Origin of the sequence: Pseudomonas sp. SH10-3B, from assembly GCF_019891415.1 — a bacterium.
Lineage (GTDB): Bacteria > Pseudomonadota > Gammaproteobacteria > Pseudomonadales > Pseudomonadaceae > Aquipseudomonas.
This window is the reverse complement of record NZ_JAFLXD010000025.1, coordinates 39629-56782: the sequence shown is the minus strand read 5'-3', so window position 1 is coordinate 56782 and position 17154 is coordinate 39629. Positions and strand designations below refer to the sequence as shown.

The 17154-nt window shown below is 61.1% G+C and carries 16 protein-coding genes; 9 read left to right on the top strand and 7 right to left on the bottom strand.

The features are described 5' to 3' along the window. Positions 1–15 precede the first annotated feature (15 nt). The 4 genes from J1G35_RS18905 to J1G35_RS18890 all read left to right on the top strand — a co-directional run bounded on the left by J1G35_RS18905 (position 16) and on the right by J1G35_RS18890 (position 3730). Positions 16–492, top strand: coding sequence for a PaaI family thioesterase (locus J1G35_RS18905; protein WP_223015713.1), 477 nt, complete (start codon positions 16–18; stop codon positions 490–492). Continuing rightward, positions 489–941 carry a PaaI family thioesterase gene (locus tag J1G35_RS18900; protein ID WP_053128598.1) on the top strand — a complete coding sequence of 151 codons (453 nt, stop codon included), beginning with the start codon at positions 489–491 and terminating at the stop codon, positions 939–941. The genes J1G35_RS18905 and J1G35_RS18900 overlap by 4 nt, the downstream gene beginning before the upstream one ends. A gap of 89 nt (positions 942–1030) precedes the next feature. Continuing rightward, the gene (gene htpG, locus J1G35_RS18895; protein WP_053128747.1) at positions 1031–2935 is read left to right on the top strand and encodes a molecular chaperone HtpG; all 1905 of its coding nucleotides are present in this window, start codon (positions 1031–1033) and stop codon (positions 2933–2935) included. 66 nt (positions 2936–3001) lie between these two features. Then, positions 3002–3730, top strand: coding sequence for a dienelactone hydrolase family protein (locus J1G35_RS18890; protein WP_223015712.1), 729 nt, complete (start codon positions 3002–3004; stop codon positions 3728–3730). A gap of 4 nt (positions 3731–3734) precedes the next feature. Here J1G35_RS18890 and J1G35_RS18885 read toward each other — a convergent pair whose 3' ends face one another. Together J1G35_RS18885 and J1G35_RS18880 are read right to left on the bottom strand one after the other, a co-directional pair. Next, positions 3735–4631, bottom strand: coding sequence for a pirin family protein (locus tag J1G35_RS18885; protein WP_223015711.1), 897 nt, complete (start codon positions 4629–4631; stop codon positions 3735–3737). A gap of 64 nt (positions 4632–4695) precedes the next feature. After that, complete coding sequence (locus tag J1G35_RS18880; RefSeq protein WP_223015710.1) at positions 4696–5112, bottom strand: OsmC family protein; 417 nt, start codon at positions 5110–5112, stop codon at positions 4696–4698. A gap of 139 nt (positions 5113–5251) precedes the next feature. Between J1G35_RS18880 and J1G35_RS18875 the strand changes: the two genes are divergently transcribed. Further along, a complete protein-coding gene (locus tag J1G35_RS18875; protein WP_223015709.1) occupies positions 5252–6274 on the top strand; it encodes an amidohydrolase family protein in 1023 nt (340 codons plus the stop codon). A gap of 147 nt (positions 6275–6421) precedes the next feature. On the opposite strand, the gene fabB is transcribed toward J1G35_RS18875, so the two are convergent. The 5 genes from fabB to J1G35_RS18850 all read right to left on the bottom strand — a co-directional run bounded on the left by fabB (position 6422) and on the right by J1G35_RS18850 (position 13369). Next, complete coding sequence (gene fabB, locus J1G35_RS18870; protein ID WP_012723103.1) at positions 6422–7642, bottom strand: beta-ketoacyl-ACP synthase I; 1221 nt, start codon at positions 7640–7642, stop codon at positions 6422–6424. An 11-nt stretch (positions 7643–7653) separates the two neighbouring features. After that, the gene (gene fabA, locus J1G35_RS18865) at positions 7654–8169 is read right to left on the bottom strand and encodes a 3-hydroxyacyl-[acyl-carrier-protein] dehydratase FabA (RefSeq protein WP_003172830.1); all 516 of its coding nucleotides are present in this window, start codon (positions 8167–8169) and stop codon (positions 7654–7656) included. 250 nt (positions 8170–8419) lie between these two features. Continuing rightward, the gene (locus tag J1G35_RS18860) at positions 8420–10321 is read right to left on the bottom strand and encodes an ATP-binding protein (protein WP_223015708.1); all 1902 of its coding nucleotides are present in this window, start codon (positions 10319–10321) and stop codon (positions 8420–8422) included. Further along, a complete protein-coding gene (locus tag J1G35_RS18855; protein WP_223015707.1) occupies positions 10318–11247 on the bottom strand; it encodes an ABC transporter substrate binding protein in 930 nt (309 codons plus the stop codon). Before J1G35_RS18855 ends, J1G35_RS18860 begins: the two co-directional genes overlap by 4 nt. 1 nt (position 11248) lies before the next feature. Next, positions 11249–13369: a TonB-dependent receptor gene (locus tag J1G35_RS18850; protein WP_347709461.1), complete on the bottom strand. Its 2121-nt coding sequence runs from the start codon at positions 13367–13369 to the stop codon at positions 11249–11251. Positions 13370–13564: 195 nt separating this feature from the next. Here J1G35_RS18850 and J1G35_RS18845 point away from each other — a divergent pair, with 195 nt between their 5' ends. The 4 genes from J1G35_RS18845 to J1G35_RS18830 all read left to right on the top strand — a co-directional run bounded on the left by J1G35_RS18845 (position 13565) and on the right by J1G35_RS18830 (position 17129). Beyond that, positions 13565–14590 carry an NAD(P)H-dependent glycerol-3-phosphate dehydrogenase gene (locus J1G35_RS18845; RefSeq protein WP_223015706.1) on the top strand — a complete coding sequence of 342 codons (1026 nt, stop codon included), beginning with the start codon at positions 13565–13567 and terminating at the stop codon, positions 14588–14590. A gap of 10 nt (positions 14591–14600) precedes the next feature. Next, positions 14601–14948, top strand: coding sequence for a DUF4389 domain-containing protein (locus tag J1G35_RS18840; protein WP_053128618.1), 348 nt, complete (start codon positions 14601–14603; stop codon positions 14946–14948). Further along, positions 14945–15394, top strand: coding sequence for a phosphohistidine phosphatase SixA (gene sixA, locus J1G35_RS18835; protein WP_223015705.1), 450 nt, complete (start codon positions 14945–14947; stop codon positions 15392–15394). Before J1G35_RS18840 ends, sixA begins: the two co-directional genes overlap by 4 nt. A gap of 85 nt (positions 15395–15479) precedes the next feature. Beyond that, positions 15480–17129, top strand: a complete 1650-nt coding sequence (locus J1G35_RS18830) for an AMP-binding protein (protein WP_223015704.1) — start codon at positions 15480–15482, stop codon at positions 17127–17129. Positions 17130–17154: the final 25 nt, after the last annotated feature.

The window sequence follows — 17154 nt, the reverse complement described above, 5'->3', positions numbered from 1 at the left end:
AAGAGTCTTGAACGAATGACCGGAAATCCCTTGTTAGAGCGCGCGACGCGTTTTGTCTCAGCCTTGCGCCATTGTCAGGTGCTGGGTATCACGGCTCATCGCGCCAGCGAAGACGGCATTACGTTGCTCATGCCTTACGCCTCACAGCTGGTGGGTGATCCCCAGACCGGCGTGATCCACGGTGGCGCGCTGACCTCCTTGATGGACACGGCCTGCGGCATGGCCACCCTGTGTGTCCTGCCGGAGTTCGAGGTGTGCCCGACCCTGGACCTGCGTGTCGACTATATGCATCCCGCCGAGCCGCATAAACCGGTGTATGGCTTCGCCCAGTGCTACCGGGTGACGGCTGACGTGATCTTTGCGCGCGGTTTTGCCTACCAGGACGATCCGCAACAACCCATCGCCCATGTGGTCGGCACCTTCATGCGCATGGGCAAGCGCCTCAGGGGCACACAAGGGCTGGACAGCACGATCAAGGGAGAGCAGGCATGACGCATCGATTCAAGACCCGACTGGAGCAGGCTCATCAGCGGGGTAGCTACGACGAACTGTTGGACCTGATCCCCTACGCCAAACTGATCGGCATCGAATGCACCCGGTTGGGCGATGAGTTGCTGTTTCGCCTGCCGGCGCACAAGGACAATATTGGTAACCCTATATTGCCGGCGCTTCACGGCGGAGTGATTGCCGGCTTTATGGAACTGGCGGCGGCGCTGCACCTGCTGGTGTTTACCGGCGCGCCAGGTCTCCCGAAAATCATCGATTTCTCCCTCGATTACCTGCGTGCCGGCCAGTTTCGCGACACTTACGCCAAATGCCAGGTGTGGCGACAGGGCCGACGGGTGGCGAATGTCGCGATCACCGCCTGGCAAAGCACTGCCGCCGAACCGATTGCCACCGCCCGTGCGCATTTCAAGATTGAGGAAACAAGCCGCCCTTGAAATCCTGGTCTTAGCCCCCAACTTTGATGACAACCCGCCGCCAACCCTCAAGGGCGCGGCCACTGCCATCCAATTGGAGTTTGATGACCATGAGTGTGGAAACTCAAAAGGAAACCCTGGGCTTCCAGACCGAGGTGAAGCAACTGCTGCACCTCATGATCCATTCGCTGTATTCCAACAAGGAAATATTCCTTCGCGAATTGATCTCGAACGCCTCTGACGCTGTCGACAAATTACGTTTCGAAGCCCTGTCCAAGCCTGAACTGCTGGAAGGTGGCGCGGAACTGAAGATCCGTGTGAGCTTCGACAAAGACGCCAATACCGTCACCCTCGAAGATAACGGTATCGGCATGAGCCGGGACGATGCGATCACCCACCTGGGGACCATCGCCAAATCCGGCACCGCCGACTTCATGAAAAACCTGTCTGGCGACCAGAAGAAAGATTCGCACCTGATCGGCCAGTTCGGCGTGGGCTTCTACTCGGCCTTTATCGTGGCCGACAAGGTTGAAGTGTTCAGCCGTCGTGCCGGCCTTGACGCCAGCGAAGGCGTGCACTGGTCTTCCAAAGGCGAGGGCGAATTTGAAATCGCCACCATCGACAAGGCTGACCGTGGTACCCGCATCGTCCTGCACCTCAAGTCCGGTGAAGACGAGTTCGCCGATGGCTGGCGCCTGCGCAATATCATCAAGAAGTACTCCGACCACATCGCCTTGCCGATCGAGCTGCCGAAAGAACAAGCGGCCGCCGAAGGTGAAGAGAAGCCTGCCGAGGAATGGGAAACCGTTAACCGCGCCAGTGCCCTGTGGACCCGTCCGCGTACCGAGATCAAGGACGAGGAATACCAGGAGTTCTACAAGCACATCGGTCACGACTACGAAAACCCGCTGAGCTGGAGCCACAACAAGGTCGAAGGCAAGCTGGAATACAGCTCGCTGCTCTATGTGCCGGCCCGTGCGCCGTTCGACCTGTACCAGCGTGAAGCGCCGAAAGGCCTGAAGCTGTACGTGCAGCGCGTGTTCGTGATGGACCAGGCAGAGTCGTTCCTGCCGCTGTACCTGCGCTTTATCAAGGGCGTGGTCGACTCCAATGACCTGTCGCTGAACGTGTCGCGGGAAATCCTGCAAAAAGACCCGATCATCGACTCCATGAAGTCGGCGCTGACCAAGCGCGTACTCGACATGCTGGAGAAACTGGCGAAGAACGAGCCTGAGCAATACAAGGGCTTCTGGAAAAACTTCGGTCAGGTCATGAAAGAAGGCCCGGCAGAAGATTTCGCCAACAAGGAGAAAATCGCCGGTCTGCTGCGCTTTGCTTCCACCCAGGGTGAAGACGGTGAGCAGGTCGTTTCCCTGGCCGAGTACCTGGCTCGTGCCAAGGAAGGTCAGGACAAGATCTACTACCTGACCGGCGAAACCTACGCACAGGTCAAGAACAGCCCGCACCTGGAAGTCTTCCGCAAGAAAGGCATCGAAGTGCTGCTGCTGACCGACCGTATCGATGAGTGGCTGATGAGCTACCTCAATGAGTTCGACGGCAAATCCTTTGTCGACGTAGCTCGTGGCGACCTGGACCTGGGTAACCTGGACTCCGAAGAAGAGAAGAAAGAAGCCGAAGAAGTCGCCAAGGCCAAAGAAGGCCTGGTGGAGCGGATCAAGGCGTCCCTGGGCGATGCCGTCAGCGAAGTGCGGGTTTCCCACCGTCTGACCGATTCCCCGGCGATCCTGGCTATCGGCGAGCAGGACCTGGGCATGCAGATGCGCCAGATCCTTGAAGCCAGCGGCCAGAAGGTCCCGGACTCCAAGCCGATCTTCGAATTCAATCCGGCTCACCCGTTGATCGAGAAACTCGACGGCGAGCAGAGCGAAGAGCGGTTTGGCGACCTGTCGCACATCCTCTTCGACCAGGCGGCCCTGGCCGCTGGCGACAGCCTCAAAGACCCGGCCGCCTATGTGCGCCGACTGAACAAGCTGTTGGTTGAACTGTCGGTTTGATACCGTTGTAGAAAAACCCGCTTCGGCGGGTTTTTTCGTTCTATCGCCCCTCAACTGGAGTAAATGATGAGCCAAGTCACTGTGCGTTCCGTGGTCTATCAGATTGATGGCCAGTCGTATGAAAGCCGCCTGGCGTTCGATGCCAGCCAAAAGAACCCGCTGCCCGGCCTGCTGATGGCGCCGAACTGGATGGGGGTGAGTGCGGGGGCCGAAGAAATCGCCAAGAGCGTTGCCGCCAAGGGCTACGTGGTGCTGATCGCCGACCTCTACGGGCAAACCGTGCGCCCGTCGAACGGCGATGAAGCCGGCGCCGCAATGATGCCGTTGAAGAATGATCGCCCGCTGCTGAACAAGCGCATGCAGGCGGCCTTTGAGCAACTGCAGGGCCAGACCGAAGCGGCAGTGGACACCTCGAAGCTGGCAACCTTTGGTTTCTGCTTCGGCGGGTGCTGCTCCCTGGAGCTGGCGCGTACTGGTGCGCCATTGAAGGCTGCCGTATCGTTCCACGGTACTCTCGATACGCCGAATCCGGCCGATGCGAAAAACATCCAGGGTTCAGTGCTGGTGCTGCACGGTGCTTCCGACCCGCTGGTGCCGAAAGAGCAACTGCCTGCGTTCGAAGATGAAATGAACGCGGCCGGCGTGGACTGGCAATTGCTGAGCTACGGCGGTGCGGTGCATTCCTTCACTGACCCGGATGCCAATGTGCCGGGCAAGATGATGTACGACGCGAAGACCGCTGCACGGGCCTTCCAGTCGATGCATAACTTGCTGGATGAAGTGTTCAAGGGCTAAATCTTCAGCGCCTGTTCCGACTTGCCCCCGATGAAGCCGGAACAGGCAACTCAATTCTTTCAGTTTCACCCGGCACCGTCGGCCAGTCCCCATCGGCCCAGCGCTGCCTGGCCTGCTCGATCTTCAGCGGATCGCTAGCGACAAAATTCCAGTTGATCCGCCGCGGCCCATCCAGTGGCGCCCCGCCAAACACCACCACGTGGCAATCGCTGTCGGCGAACAAGGTCATCTCCTGTCCGGGCGGCAATACCACCAGGCTGTGGACCTCAAGCCGCTCGCCCTCCAGTTGTGCTTCACCCTCCAGCACATACACCGCGCGTTCCTCGTGCTCGTCGGGAATCAGCAGGGTCGTGGCCGTTTGCATCTGCACATCTGCATACAAGGTAGGGGACAGCACCGGTACCGGTGATTTGAGGCAGAAGCCGCTGCCGGCGATCAGGCGAATTCGCACACCCAGGTTGTCACTCAGCGGCAGGCTCGACGCCGGGTGATGACTGTAATGCCCCGGCCCCTCTTCGTGGTCCTTGGGCGATGCCAGCCACACCTGCAGGCCATGCATACTGAAACCGCGTGCCTTGAGGGCGTCGGGTGTGCGCTCGACATGGGCAATAGCGCTGCCGGCGGTCATCCAGCTGACATCGCCGGCCTCTACCACTTGGTTGGAACCCAGGCTGTCCTTGTGCTGCAGTGCACCGTCAAACAGATAGGTGAGGGTGGACAGCCCGATATGCGGATGTTGGCGGATATTCATGCCGCTCCCCGGTTCGTAGCGGGTGGGCAGCATATGGTCGAAAAACACAAACGGCCCGACGCTGCGGCATTCGCGCGAGGGCAGCGGGCGCAGGATCGGCTGGCCTTCGACATCTTCGGGGCGAGGGCGGATCACGGTGAGGGTGGTCATGGTGCGTCCCAGTCTGAGCGGGTTGGATAGTCTTGAGCATAACCCGCTCGACGGGAGGTTGCCGCTATTGGCTGAACGCGCCCTCCGAGAGGTGGGTTTCGATGGTGATCTCAGCGGTGGTCATCAGTTTGTGTACCGGGCAGCGATCAGCCACGCGGTGCAACTCGTCGCGCTGTTCGTCGGTGAGTACACCCTTGAGTGTCAGCTTGACGTTGAGCTTGTATTTGCCCTTTTGCTCTTCGGTGGCGTCGTGGGTGACTTCCACGGTCACGCCGGTCAGGGGGATGTCTTTTTTCTGCGCATAGAGCTTGACCGTCAAAGCCTTGCACGAAGCCAGTGCGGCATCGAAGTAATCGTGGGGGGAGGGCGCTGAATCGTCGCCGCCCAGGCTTTTGGGCAGGTCAGTAAACAGCTCGTGGTTATTGATGTTGACGCTGTGGCGGAAGTTATCAGCGTTCAGCGTATTGACGGTAACAGGCATGGCGAACCTCACAAGGTGGCAGGATGAAGGTCATGCAGTTATAGAGCATGCTGGCACTTGGGTGTTCCGCGTTTTTTCCTGCTGAACCCCGATGTGTGGCGCACGGTCTACCCCTATCAGCCCCTATCGAGGTTTTATCGTGCCCTGGATCCGCCTGAGTCTTGCCCTATTGCTCACGACCGGCAGCCTTGCCGCACAGGCTCGCGACTATGCCTACAGCGATGCGCACCTGCATTACGTGGATTTTTTCCAGGAAACGGCGGGGATGGACAAATTGCTCAAGGCGATGGCAGAAAATCGCATCGACCACGTAATGATTTCCGGTGTCCCAGTGGCCAAGAAATGGCACGAAGACGAACCCAAGCGTCCGCGTTACTACGCCGGTGATGACGCGGATGCCTATTGGTACAGCGCCACTGACGTGATTGTTGCCGCAGCGGTAAATAAACTGACACCTGAACAGCGCCAGCACTTTCATCCGTTTCTGTCCGGCTTCAACCCCAACGACAAGAACTCGGATGCCCATATCCAGCGCATGCTCGACCTCAACCCGGGGCTCTGGCAGGGCATCGGTGAAGTCTTCACCCGTCACGACGACCTCACTGCCCTTACGGCGGGCGACACCCCGCGTGCCAATAACGAAGCCATGACGCGCATCTATCACTTGGCGGCGGAAAACGATTTGCCGGTGATGTTGCACTCCAACATCACCTCCAAGCGCGAGCGCAATCCGCTGTATTTGGCCGAAATCGAGGAGCCGCTACGCAACCACCCGCACACCCGCTTTATCTGGGCTCACGCCGGCACCAGCAAGGAAATCCACCGCCATCAGGTGCAAATGGACTTTTTGCTGCCCACCTTGAGCCGCATGCTTGAGGCTTACCCCAACCTGTATATCGACCTCTCCTGGAGCATGCTTACGCCGTACTTGCTGGATGAGGCTGGCAAGCCTCGACCTGAATGGGTAACGCTGGTGGAACGCTTCCCGGAGCGCTTTATGCTGGGTTCGGACGTCGTCGGGCGTTTCAACAAGCTGGGTAAGGAAATGCACCGCTTTGATGTGTTCTTGGATGCATTGCCTGAAGACGTTGCCCACAAAGTGGCGAGGGACAACTTCCTGGCCATCCTGCCTAAACCTCGTCGCGATGATGGTGCGCGTTGATATTGCATTTTCGTCTTCCGCACATGCGGCGCAGCTTTGATAACTTCCGGGAGACCGGCTGCAAGGTGGGCGTTGCGGTCTCAAATCCACGCCCATAAAAAAGCCCCGAACCAGTCGGGGCTTTTTCAGGTGATCAACCTGCGGGGCTTACTTACCCTGCCAGCGTTTCAGCACCAGGGTGGCGTTAGTGCCACCGAAGCCGAAGCTGTTGCTCATCACGGTGTCGATTTTTGCGTTTTCAACCGTCTTGGTCAGGATCGGCATATCGGCAACGACCGGGTCGATCTCGTCGATGTTGGCCGAACCGGCCATGAAGTTGCCTTCCATCATCAGCAGGCAGTAGATCGCTTCGTGAACGCCGGCGGCGCCCAAGGAGTGACCCGACAGGCTCTTGGTGGAGCTGATCGCAGGGGCCTTGTCGCCGAATACCGCACGCACGCCTTCCATTTCCTTGGCATCGCCGACCGGAGTCGAGGTGCCGTGGGTGTTCAGGTAGTCGATCGGGGTATCTACGGTGGACATTGCCATCTGCATGCAGCGGATGGCACCTTCACCGCTTGGCGCAACCATGTCGTAGCCATCGGAAGTAGCGCCGTAGCCGACGATTTCCGCGTAGATCTTGGCGCCACGGGCGAGGGCGTGTTCCAGCTCCTCGACCACCACCATGCCGCCACCGCCGGCGATGACGAAACCGTCACGCTTGGCGTCGTAGGCGCGGGAGGCTTTTTCCGGGGTTTCGTTGTACTGGGTGGACAGGGCGCCCATGGCGTCGAACAGGAACGACTGGCTCCAATGTTCTTCTTCACCGCCGCCGGCGAACACGATGTCCTGCTTGCCCAGTTGGATCTGCTCAACGGCAGTGCCGATGCAGTGGGCACTGGTGGCGCACGCGGAGGAGATCGAGTAGTTCACGCCCTTGATTGCGAACGGCGTGGCCAGGCAGGCCGAAACGGTGCTGCCCATGGTCCGCGTTACACGGTACGGGCCAACGCGCTTCACGCCTTTTTCGCGCAGGATGTCCAACGCTTCCATCTGGTTCAGGGTGGATGCGCCGCCCGAACCGGCGATCAGGCCGGTGCGTACGTTCGATACCTGGTCTTCGCTCAGGCCGGAGTCGGCGATTGCGTCTTTCATGGCCAGGTAGGCGTAGGCGGCAGCGTGGCCCACGAAACGATAGATCTTGCGATCGATCAGTTCTTCGAGGGGCAGGTCGATGGAGCCGGAAACCTGGCTACGCAGACCCATTTCGGCATATTCCGGGTTGAAGCGGATGCCAGGGCGACTTGCACGCAGGTTAGCGGTGACGGTCTCTTTGTCATTGCCCAGGCAAGAAACGATGCCCAGACCAGTGATAACGACGCGGCGCATGCGGATAACCCTTAAAAGTTGTCAGTGGAAGTGAATACGCCGACCCGAAGGCCTTCGGCAGTATAGATCTCGCGACCGTCGACGCTCACCGAACCATCGGCGATGGCCAGGTTCAGCTTGCCCTTGAGGACGCGCTTGATCTGAATGTTGTAGGTGACTTTCTTGGCGGTCGGCAGGACCTGGCCAAAAAACTTCACTTCGCCCGAACCCAGGGCGCGGCCGCGGCCCGGCAGACCTTGCCAGCCGAGGAAGAAGCCGACCAACTGCCACATGGCGTCGAGGCCCAGGCAACCTGGCATGACAGGGTCGCCTTCGAAATGGCAGGCGAAGAACCACAGGTCCGGGTTGATATCCAGCTCGGCGACCAATTCACCTTTGCCGTACTTGCCACCCTCTTCGCTGATATGGGTGATGCGATCCACCATCAGCATGTTCGGGGCGGGCAGTTGCGCGTTACCTGGGCCGAACAGCTCACCGCGACTGCAGCGCAGCAGGTCTTCCCGAGTAAAGGCGTTTTGTTTGGTCATGCGAGCTCCTCAATAATCCCATGCGGCAGGGTAGGGCAAATCTTCCCGAACCGAATGAAGCGTTCATGCCTCATGTCGGCAGCCTACACATAGACTATTGCGTTGTAGTGAAAGTCACAGCGTTAAGGCACTGAATGTACACTTGTTCACTGAAATTTTAAACCGGGCCCGTTTCAGGTGCCCGTTCGGGTGCCTAAGACTGCCGCACTTTCGTCTTTCACGCCAGTCGCAGTTGGCTGATGGCGCGCCGCTATTGCACCCAGCGCTGCAGGATTTGCTGCAAATCCGTGCGTTTGAACGGCTTGGCCAGGTAATCGTTCATGCCTGCCGCCAGACACGCTTCCCGGTCGCCCTGCAGGGCGTTGGCGGTCAGGGCGATGATTGGCAGGTCGGCGCAGCCCGGCAGTTGTCGAATCTGTCGAGTGGCTTCGTAGCCGTCAATCAGCGGCAGTCGGCAATCCATCAGGATCGCGGTGAAAATCAGGCTCTCGGCACTGCGGATCGCTTCGGCGCCATCGGTGGCCAGGCTGACTTCAAAGCCCAGGCTGCGCAGCATGGCCTCCACCACGGTGCGGTTGACCGGATTGTCTTCCACCAGTAACACATGCCGCCCCTCGCCGGCGCTGTGCTTGCCTTCAGCATCCAGGGCGATCGGCGCCAGGCTTTGCTGGTCGATGGCCAGGGGGATCTCCAAGGTAAACACCGAGCCACGGCCTTCTTCGCTCTGGGCGCGCAGGGTGCCACCCATGCGTTCGGCCAGGGTGCGGGCAATGGGCAGGCCAAGACCGGTGCCGCCGTAACGTCTTGAAATGGAACTGTCGGCCTGCTGGAACGCATCGAACATCAATTCCAGGCGCTCGGCGGAAATCCCGATGCCGCTGTCGCGTACGGTGCAGGTGAACCACACCAGGTCATGATCGAGGGTCTGCCAGTGCGGCTCGACGCTGACGGTACCGTGTTCGGTGAACTTCAGGGCGTTGCCGATCAGATTCACCAGAATCTGACGGATGCGCGTCGGATCACCCTGTACCCGCAGTGCGTCCATGCCCGCCGGGATCGGCAGCTTGAGTGCCAGCCCGCGCTGCTGGGCGCTGTGCTGGAAGGCCTGGGCGCAGCTGTTGATCAGGTCGGCCAGGTTGAACGGGATATGTTCCAGTTCCAGGGCCGCGCGCTCGATGCGCGAGAAGTCGAGAATGTCGTTGATCACCTTGAGCAAATGCTCGGTGGATTCGGAGGCCAGCGCCGCGTATTCGGTCTGCTCCTCGGTCATTTCGGTGGTTTCGAGCAGTTGCAGCATGCCCAGTACGCCGTTCATTGGCGTGCGCAGTTCGTGGCTCATCATGGCCAGGAAGTCCGACTTGGCGTTGTTGGCCCGTTCGGCTTCTTCGCGGGTCTGGATCAACTGGGCGATAGCCTGCTGCTGTTCGCGGCTGGCCTGGTTGAGGCCTTCGGCCAGGTTGTTGATGTGTCGCGACAGGTCGCCCAGCTCGGAGTCATCCACGATCGGCAGCGGCGTCTTGTAGTCGCCTTGCTGGATGGCCTTGACCGCATTGCCCATGGCGCTGATCGGTTGCGACAGGCTAGCGGCCAGGCGTCGGGCGAGCAGGAAGGTAAACAACAGGGCGAACAGCGCCAGGATGCCGGCCTTGAACAGGATTTCCTGCTGGCGCTGACTGAAGGCGTCATTGGACATGCCGACGATCACCCGACCCAGGTAGTCGGCGCGCGGCGCCTTGGGTTCGTTGAGGTTGTCCTGGAAAAAGTCATTGCCCAGCTGGATATGCTGCAGGCGAATCGGCGCCTGGAACACTTTCACCGACAGCGAGCGGTCGTGTTTTTCCGAGGGCTGTTCGACGTACACCAAAATGTTTTCGCTGCTGTCCTGAATCTCCAGGAAGCGCACGTGGGGTGTGGCCAACGTGGCACGCAGCAGGCTGTCGAGCACATCGTTATTGCCCGAGATCACCCCATATTCGGTGGCCGGTGCCAGTTGGTTGGCGATCAGTTGGCCGGTGTGGTCCAGTTCCTGGCGCAGGTCCTGGATACGCACGAAGGTAAAGAAACTGATCAGCAGCAACGTCAGCAACAGCGCCGGGCCCAGGGTGATGAGCTGGGTGCGGGTATTGATGTCCCAACGACGACGCAAGGTCATGGGCGTTTTTCTCCTTCGGCCATTCGGGCGGCGACGTTGGCTTCGTCCACCTGTTCGATGCCCAGTGAGCGTGCGACTTGCGGGTTGCCCACGACTTTGAAGTGGTCCGGGTACAACGCGCGCGGCCAGCCGGCCGGCGGCTGGTCCAGCAGGCGGTCGAGTACTGCCAGCCAGTCAGCCTGGTCGCTGTAGGTGCTGGCCAGGCTGCCGGCGCGCACAAACCCTGCGTTGGGCCCGATCAGCGGCAATTGCTGGCCGTAGCTGCTCAGCAGCAGGTTTTTCACGGTTTTCGGGTTGTACAGTTGCGGATCATCAAGGCCGAGCAACACGTCACTGCGCCTGAATAAGGTTTGCAGCGGGCGGCTGTCAGTAATGTTGTCCCAACGCTGAGGCACGACTTCCAGGCCCAGGAGCGTGGCGTGTTCGCGCAGTTCGGGCAGCAGGAATTCACTGTCGGGGCTGTACAGCACGCCAATGCGCTGTGCCTGGGGCAGGATGCTGGTGATCAGGTGCAGTTGGCGCTGCAGCGGTGGGTCGCTCCACAACAGGCTGATCCGCGCGTGCTGTGTGCTGCCCAGGCGCTGGTGGGCCTGTAGCCGGCTGATACGCATGACCAGGGTCGGCGGACCTTGGGCATCCCGCAGGCGCCAGTCGAGGCCGGGCAGGTCCAGCAGGATCAAGCGCGTGCCGGCCGGCAGGCGGCCGGGGGCGGGCATGTCCTTGAGGGGGGTGAACGTGACGTGGTCCTGGGGGCGTTGCTGGGCCAGGGCCTGGGTAAAGGCCTCGACGCCGGCGCCGTCTTCGGCGGCGGTCAGCAGGATTTCGGCGCTCCATGCCGGGGCTGCCAGCAGCAGGCAGGCCAGCAGCACGCTGCGTCGGCAGAAGGCATAGAAAGAGAAGAAGGTCATCCGTGACGAGGTGCCCATGTCAGAACTCTAACTCCGCGCTGAAGTAGAGCACATGTCGATGGTCGTAAGTGTTGTCGGCCCAGGTGGTGGGCTGGTTGTCGAGGCGTTGTTGCAACATACCGGCCAGCTCCACGTTGGCTTTGCCCAGGGCAATGCGCTTGGCCACCCGCAGGTCGACCCGTTCGAAGCGATATTGGTTAAGTGCGTCGTCGCCATAGTAGAACAGCGCGCTGGACCACCCTTGGCCCCATTCGCGCAACCAGCCGGCCGAGCCACTGTTACGCGCGGTTTGCGCTTTGTCCAGCGGATTGCTGGTGGTGGCGTCGACATAAGCATAGGTCAGCCGCAGGCGGTCGGCGTTGCTCACGCGCCAGTCAAACTGGGACTCGGCGCCGGTGAACCGTGAGCTGTTGGCGTTGCTGGCGATGTACTGGTTATTGCGCAGCGGCGAGCTGATCATGTCGGTGATTTCATCGTAGAACAGCTTCACGTCCATGTTCAGCCCGATGTCGGCAAAGAAGCCGTTGTAACCCAGTTCCCGCGAGCGCATCAGTTCTTTGTCGAGATTGCCCGGACCACGGGTCTTCACGAAGTACTGCCCGGTCGTTTGCCCATAGGCCGGGGAGCTGAGGTTGGTGACGCGGTAGCTCCAATTGACGTTGTTCTCGAACATGTCCGGTGAGCGAATGGCTTCGGAGTACACCGCACGCAGGCCGTGGCGTGGGTTGATCAAGTAGTTGACCGCCACCCTTGGCGTCAGCGAATGGCCGCTCAGGTGCGTGTCTTCGAACATGGCCCCGCCTTGCAGCAGCCAATGTTCACTGGCGCGCCACTCCAGTTGGCCGAACAGGCGCCAGGTGGTGTCGTCCAGCGTGCCATTGAAGTAGGTGTCGGAGTCGGCGCGGTCGTAGCGGTAGTTCATGCCGCTGACCAGGCGCAGGCTGTCGGACAGGCTGAGGGTGTCTTGAATTTCCACGTCGTAGCGGCTTTCGCGGGTGCTCTGGTCGATGTCGCCGCACACGCTCTGGCTGGCGCCGTTGCGCCATTGGTCCAGGACCTGATTGGCCAAGGCTTGTTCGGCGGCGCTGCCAGCTGGCGCGGTGCCCTGGCTGTAGGTGTCCATGTGCCGGGCCAGTCGTTCGGCATAGTTGGGGTTGAGCTGCCACAACTGGGTCAGCTCCGGGCTGAACGAGACCTTGGCGTCACAGGCCTTCCAGACTTGCTGGCGGTCCCACTGCTGGGCCGAGCCCTGGATATACAGGCTGTGTTCGGGATTGAAGTCGATATTCCAGCGCAGGGAGCCGGCGTAGTCCTTGGCCGCGATGTCGGAGTTGTTGCCGCCTTCGGTAATCCCGGCAAATACAGGGGTATAGGTATAGGGGCGCTGGTTGGTGCCTTCCTTGGCGTCCAGTTGCCAGTCGATACTTTGCTGCGCGTTCAACGTCTGGCTCACCGCCAGGCTGAAGCGGCTGAGGCGGCGACTGTCGCGGCGGTCGGCCCCGGCGGCATCGCTGTCAAAGCCGTCGTCCTGTTGCCCGGACAGGGACAGGCGCAGATCACCGGTGTCCCAGCCCAGGCCCTGGCTGGCATAGAAGTCGTTGATGCCACGTTCGCCACGAATGACTTTCACTCGGGAGCCGTGGCTGTTGGCCGGTGCGCGCGTGAGGATATTGACCACCGCCATCAAGGCATTGGCGCCGTAGCTGACGGTGTTGGGGCCACGGAAGACCTCGATGCGCTCGATATCTTCCATCGCCACCGGAATGTCGCTCCAGTCCACCGTGGCCAAGCCGGCGCGGTACACCGAGCGCCCGTCGATCAATACCTGCATGCGCCGCGCGTCGCTGGCACTGGTGCCGTGGTAGTTCACGGCAGCCTGGTTGCCGGTGGTGTAGCCGACCATCATCCCCGGCACCAGGCGCAGCAGCTCGCTGATATCCCTGGCACCGCTGGCCTTGATCAACTCGCTGTCGATCACCGTCATGCTGCCCGGCACGGCGGCGGCAGATTGCTTGAGGCGTGTGGCGGTCAATACCTGCGGCAGCGGCTGGCTGTCGAGGAACAGATCGTCAGCCAGTACGGGGGCACTGCACAACAGCATCAGCAATAGAGATGAACGGGAAGGAGGGCCCAAATACACGACATGGCCTTGATAATGACGGATAGCCGCCCATGTTAACTGAGGTGGGGCTATTTGCCAGTCGTCGCCCTCGCATTTACGTCACGCAGGCATGGCATTTTCCGACAGGCGCACGATTTACTACGGGGGCTGGCCGCAAGCGGGTCGCCCCGTATAATGCCGCCATCGCCACTGGTATGGATTAACGGATTGCATATGACTGAACAGCGCCCTATTGCGGTCCTGGGAGGCGGAAGTTTTGGTACCGCCGTGGCTAACCTGCTGGCCGAGAACGGTCACGCGGTGCGTCAGTGGATGCGCGATCCCGAGCAGGCCGAGGCCATTCGTGTGCATCGGGAAAACCCCCGCTACCTTAAAGGCATCAAGATTCATCCGGCGGTCGAGCCGGTCACCGACTTGCTGGCCACCCTGACGGACTGCGACCTGTGCTTCGTTGCGCTGCCTTCAAGCGCCTTGCGCTCGGTGCTGGCGCCCCATGCCGAGCGCCTGGCGGGCAAGCTGCTGGTCAGCCTGACCAAGGGCATCGAGGCGCAGACTTTCAAGCTGATGAGCGAAATCCTCGCAGAGATCGCTCCCGAGGCGCGCATTGGCGTGCTGTCCGGGCCGAACCTGGCGCGGGAAGTCGCTGAGCACGCGCTGACCGCCACGGTGATCGCCAGTGAAGACGAGGAACTGTGCGAGCGGGTCCAGGCGGTGCTGCATGGGCGGACCTTTCGCGTGTACGCCAGTGGCGACCGCTTTGGTGTGGAGTTGGGCGGGGCGTTGAAGAACGTCTACGCGATCATCGCCGGTATGGCGGTGGCCCTCGGTATGGGCGAAAACACCAAGAGCATGCTGATTACCCGCGCCCTGGCGGAAATGACCCGCTTCGCGGTGAACCAGGGCGCCAATCCGATGACCTTCCTGGGCCTGGCCGGTGTGGGCGACTTGATCGTCACCTGCTCGTCGCCGAAAAGCCGCAACTACCAGGTGGGTTTCGCGCTTGGCCAAGGCTTGAGCCTGGAAGACGCGGTGACGCGCCTGGGCGAAGTGGCCGAAGGGGTCAACACCCTCAAGGTGCTCAAGGCCAAGGCCCAGGAAGTCGGCGTGTATATGCCGCTGGTCGCCGGGCTGCACGCGATCCTGTTTGAAGGGCGCACCTTGAACCAGGTCATCGAGCTGCTGATGCGCGCGGAGCCCAAAACCGACGTCGACTTTATTTCCACCAGTGGTTTCAACTGAGGAACGCGCCATGAACGATCCGAAAGCAGCTCCCAAGTACGAGTCCATCCTCCTGCGTATCCTGTGGATGCTGGTGTTTGCCCTGGTGTGGCAGGTGGCGCAGTTCCTGCTCGGCGCATTGGTGGTGGTGCAGTTGATTTACCGCCTGATCTATGGCGCGCCGAACCTGGGTCTGATGAACTTTGGCGACAGCCTCAGCCAGTTTCTTGCGCAGATCGGCCGCTTTGGCAGCTTCCATACGGAGCAGAAGCCTTGGCCGTTCGCCGATTGGCCGACCCCGCGTGCACCCGAGGGCGAAGCCGCCCACAGCGTGCCGCCGGCGCCGCACCCGGTGCGTGATGAGGAGCCGAAGCTATGAAGGTGTGGGTCTTGCGTCACGGTGAGGCCGAGGGTCATGCCCGCACGGATGCCGAGCGCAACCTCACCGAGCATGGCCGCGCCGAAGTGTTGCGCAGTACCGCGCATCTGATCGGCCAGCCGCTCAGTGCAATCATTGCCAGTCCTTATGTCCGGGCGCAGCAGACCGCACAGTTGGTGCGGGCCGCGTTGGGTTTTGAAGCGGACATCCGCACGGTGCCTTGGCTCACGCCGGAGGGCAATCCGCTGGAGGTCCTGACCAAGCTCGACAGCGATGACAATGTGCTGTTGGTCAGCCATCAGCCGCTGGTCGGCAGCCTGATCAGTTTTCTGCAGCATGGTCATCAGCGCCAGCCGCAGCCGATGTGCACCGCCAGCCTGGCGGAACTGGAGGGCGACTTCCCGCTGGCGGGCCTGATGAGCCTGGTCAGCGTGAAGAATCCGTAGGCTATATCGCTGCTTTGTGTGTGCTATATAGTCAACCAAGCAAGTGCTTGGTTGGCTATCGTCGGACCACAAAGGAGCGCGTCCCATGCCCGTCGCTTTTCGTTTGCCGTTGCAGGTCTTTTTCGAACGTGAAGCGCGGCACCCGCGCAAAACCTTTTTGGTCCAGCCCGTTGGCGCGGGTGAGGTACAGACTCTCACCTGGGCCGATGTCGGCCACCAGGCCCGTTGCGCCGCACACTGGCTACGAGCCAGGGAACTGCCCGTCGGCTCGCACATTGCCCTGATCTCGAAAAACTGCGCTCACTGGATCATCGCCGACCTGGCGATCTGGATGGCCGGGCATGTCTCGGTGCCGCTGTACCCCAACCTCACTGCCGATTCCGTCGCCCATGTGCTCAGCCATTCCGAGGCGGCGCTGGTCTTTATCGGCAAGCTCGATGATTGGCCCGCCATGGCCCCCGGCATACCGGCGGGCGTACCGAGCGTCAGCCTGCCGTTGTGCCCGAAGGGCTCCTTCGATTTCAGTTGGGCCGATCTGCAAGCCTGCTCGCCGATCCAGGATGACCCACTGCCGGCCGCGCCCGACCTTGCCACCATCATCTACACCTCCGGCACCACCGGCCTGCCCAAAGGCGTGATGCACAGCTTTGGCGCCCTGGGCTTCGCGGCCACGCGCGGCACCGAATTGTTTGGCCTGGGGGAGGACGACCGGCTGCTCTCCTATCTGCCGCTGTGCCATGTGGCGGAGCGCATGTTTGTGCAGATGGCCTCGATCTACACCGGGCAAACGGTGTTTTTCGCCGAAAGCCTCGACACCTTCCTGGCCGATCTGCGTAGGGCGCAGCCGACGGCACTGTTTGGCGTGCCGCGCATCTGGACCAAATTCCAGATGGGCGTCTACGCGAAGATCCCCGCAAAACGCCTGGACACCCTGCTGCGCTTGCCCTTCATTGGCAAGCGCGTGGGCCACAAGGTGCTCGCCGGCCTGGGCCTGGACGCGTTGCGCATTGCGCTGTCCGGGGCGGCCCCCGTGCCTGAGGCGCTGCTGCGCTGGTATCAACGCCTGGGTCTGGATGTACTTGAGGTGTATGGCATGACCGAGAGCTGCGGCTACTCCCATGTGTGTCGCCCCGGCCAGCAGAAAATCGGCTGGATCGGCCTGCCGTGCCCAGGTGTGGAAGTGCGCATCGACCCGACCGGCGAAGTCCAGGTGCGCAGTGGCGCGACCATGCGCGGCTATTTCAAGGATCCGCAGAAAACTGCCGAGACCCTCACCACCGATGGCTTCCTGCGCACCGGTGACAAGGGCGAGCAGGATGCCGACGGACGCCTGCGCCTGACCGGGCGGCTCAAGGAAATCTTCAAGACCAGCAAGGGCAAGTATGTGGCCCCCGCACCGATTGAAAACCGCTTGGCCGAACATGCGCGCATCGAGCAAGTGTGCGTGGTGGGGGATGGCCTCACCGCGCCGATAGGTTTATGCGTGTTGTCGGCGGGAGCCCAGGACAGGCAAGCCTTGCGCAGCAGCCTTGAACGCTGGCTGGAACAGGTCAACGGGGGGCTGGATAAACATGAGCGTCTGCGCCAACTGGTGGTGGTGAAAGACAGTTGGGTGGTGGAGAACGGCTTCCTGACGCCGACCTTGAAGATCAAGCGCAACGTCATCGAGTCGACCTACGGCGCTCAGTTTCAGGCGTGGAGCGAGCGCACCGAGGCGATTGTGTGGCAGGATTAGGGTCGTAATAAAACTAATAAGGACA

Excerpts from the sequence above, each read along its gene's own strand:
- J1G35_RS18905 (WP_223015713.1), top strand. The coding sequence starts at position 16 with ATGACCGGAAATCCCTTGTTAGAGCGCGCGACGCGTTTTGTCTCAGCC.
- J1G35_RS18900 (WP_053128598.1), top strand. The coding sequence starts at position 489 with ATGACGCATCGATTCAAGACCCGACTGGAGCAGGCTCATCAGCGGGGT.
- htpG (WP_053128747.1), top strand. The coding sequence starts at position 1,031 with ATGAGTGTGGAAACTCAAAAGGAAACCCTGGGCTTCCAGACCGAGGTG.
- J1G35_RS18890 (WP_223015712.1), top strand. The coding sequence starts at position 3,002 with ATGAGCCAAGTCACTGTGCGTTCCGTGGTCTATCAGATTGATGGCCAG.
- J1G35_RS18885 (WP_223015711.1), bottom strand. The coding sequence starts at position 4,631 with ATGACCACCCTCACCGTGATCCGCCCTCGCCCCGAAGATGTCGAAGGC.
- J1G35_RS18880 (WP_223015710.1), bottom strand. The coding sequence starts at position 5,112 with ATGCCTGTTACCGTCAATACGCTGAACGCTGATAACTTCCGCCACAGC.
- fabB (WP_012723103.1), bottom strand. The coding sequence starts at position 7,642 with ATGCGCCGCGTCGTTATCACTGGTCTGGGCATCGTTTCTTGCCTGGGC.
- fabA (WP_003172830.1), bottom strand. The coding sequence starts at position 8,169 with ATGACCAAACAAAACGCCTTTACTCGGGAAGACCTGCTGCGCTGCAGT.
- J1G35_RS18860 (WP_223015708.1), bottom strand. The coding sequence starts at position 10,321 with ATGACCTTGCGTCGTCGTTGGGACATCAATACCCGCACCCAGCTCATC.
- J1G35_RS18855 (WP_223015707.1), bottom strand. The coding sequence starts at position 11,247 with ATGGGCACCTCGTCACGGATGACCTTCTTCTCTTTCTATGCCTTCTGC.
- J1G35_RS18845 (WP_223015706.1), top strand. The coding sequence starts at position 13,565 with ATGACTGAACAGCGCCCTATTGCGGTCCTGGGAGGCGGAAGTTTTGGT.
- J1G35_RS18840 (WP_053128618.1), top strand. The coding sequence starts at position 14,601 with ATGAACGATCCGAAAGCAGCTCCCAAGTACGAGTCCATCCTCCTGCGT.
- sixA (WP_223015705.1), top strand. The coding sequence starts at position 14,945 with ATGAAGGTGTGGGTCTTGCGTCACGGTGAGGCCGAGGGTCATGCCCGC.
- J1G35_RS18830 (WP_223015704.1), top strand. The coding sequence starts at position 15,480 with ATGCCCGTCGCTTTTCGTTTGCCGTTGCAGGTCTTTTTCGAACGTGAA.